Source organism: Caballeronia sp. EK (genome assembly GCF_014384845.1).
Taxonomy (GTDB): Bacteria; Pseudomonadota; Gammaproteobacteria; order Burkholderiales; family Burkholderiaceae; genus Caballeronia; species Caballeronia jiangsuensis.
The window spans coordinates 1-1,626 of sequence record NZ_JACSUE010000071.1 but is presented as its reverse complement, the minus strand read 5'-3'; the positions used below and the strand labels follow the sequence as shown (position 1 = coordinate 1,626).

At 54.6% G+C, this 1,626-nt stretch carries 1 protein-coding gene and 1 pseudogene; both read right to left on the bottom strand.

Annotated elements, in window-relative coordinates:
• Window positions 1-150: 150 nt before the first annotated feature.
• Window positions 151-923, bottom strand: a pseudogene (locus tag IAG25_RS42040) (IS5 family transposase).
• A gap of 301 nt (window positions 924-1,224) precedes the next feature.
• Window positions 1,225-1,626: hypothetical protein (locus IAG25_RS41090; RefSeq protein ID WP_187609889.1), on the bottom strand; the 402-nt coding region annotated here is incomplete at its 5' end.

The window sequence follows — 1,626 nt, the reverse complement described above, 5'->3', positions numbered from 1 at the left end:
TACGTGCCACGCGGCTCCCCAGCGCGCGCAGCGCCACGTGACTGACTCGATCGCCACGCTGCGCTGGTGCATCGCTGCGCACGTCGCTAAGCGGCTCCAGCGATGCCCATTCTGCAGTTCTGCCTCGACACATTTTATGACACAGTAAGACTAGGCTCTGTTCACATTTACGAGCGGCCCGAAGGCAGACACGATGGACACGAGGTGAGGTGAGGTGAGGTGAGGTGAGGTGAGGTGAGGTGAGGTGAGGTGAGGTGAGGCAAGTGTAGGGGAGTTTGTCATATTGAGTTGCGATGCGGAAATGTTTGATACGGTTAAAAAAGCGTTCGACCAAATTGCGCTGACAGTACAAAGTGCGATCATAACGATGTTAAATCTTGCGGTTCGAGCGTGTTGGAGTGACGGCTTTGGCTCGACGGGCGCGAATGCTTTTGACAAAGCATTCGAGTCATGGCCCTTGTCGGCGATGACAGCCTTGACGAGCAAGTCCGTCGACCAGCTCTTGCGCGCACGAAATATCGGCCACCTGTCCTTCGGTAAGCATCAGCCGCAGCGCTCGACCAAGCGAATCGACCGCCAGATGAATTTTTGTGCTCCGTCCTCCGCGTGATCGCCCGAGCGCTTGGGGGGGCGTTTTTTCCGCGCTCCGGCCGAATGCTGGTGTGCTCCGATGACGGTCGAATCGATCAACACATGCTCCACTTCGCCCGCTTGCGCCAGTACATGGGCCACATGGTCTCAGACGCCTTTGCGCCGCCACCGAGAAAGCGGATGTATGCCGTATGCCATCGACCGAACTCCTTGGGCAGATCACGCCACGGACTGCCCGTGCGCGCGATCCACAGCAATGCCTCGACGAACAACCGATTGTCTGCGCCACGCCGCCCCACATCACCAGGTTTGCCTGGAACAATGGACTCCAGACGTTCTCACATCTCATCGGTCAACAACATTCGATTCATCTTGATCGCTTACCTAAAAGATGAGATGTAAACACATTTCTCTAAATGTAAGCAGACTCTAGTGACTTGCTCACTGACAATGACAGATCGACGTGTCGCGACGAAAGATCAGCCCCGACATATTGGTCCCGTACTGCCTGCATCCATACTGGACGCAGGCATCTTAAACGCGTTGTGCAGAGTTTCCTTAACTGTAGCTTGTTCAGTTCACTGCATCTGCAACATAAAAATTCGAACAATATCGTGAGTTATACGATTGATATTATAAAAGATATTGAACTGCTTTTCCTGCGGTCCGCATAGCGGCGTGCGGCTTCACCCTGTCAGCCTCATTGAGTTGCCCAATCGCATTTTCGAGAGGAACGACATATTCTTCTAAGAGGACTCCGATGCACTCCATAGGCCCCTGCGTCTTCTGCATGAGCGCAGAATTCAAGACTGCGCGCCAGTTCGGGGCAAGGAGCGTGGGCACTATTTGAACCAGCGCAGTCAGGGGCTCTTGCCGGTAACCGGGCGGCAGCTTCTGGATGTCATCGAGGATTGTCGTGAATTCTTCTGGACTGCTTATGTCCGCTGCCCGCCCCTCCAACGCTTTAGCCTTATCCACTTCAGAAGCATCGAAAGTCGAATGCTTCTTGTCGACGCAGCGCATCGCACCCAGGTC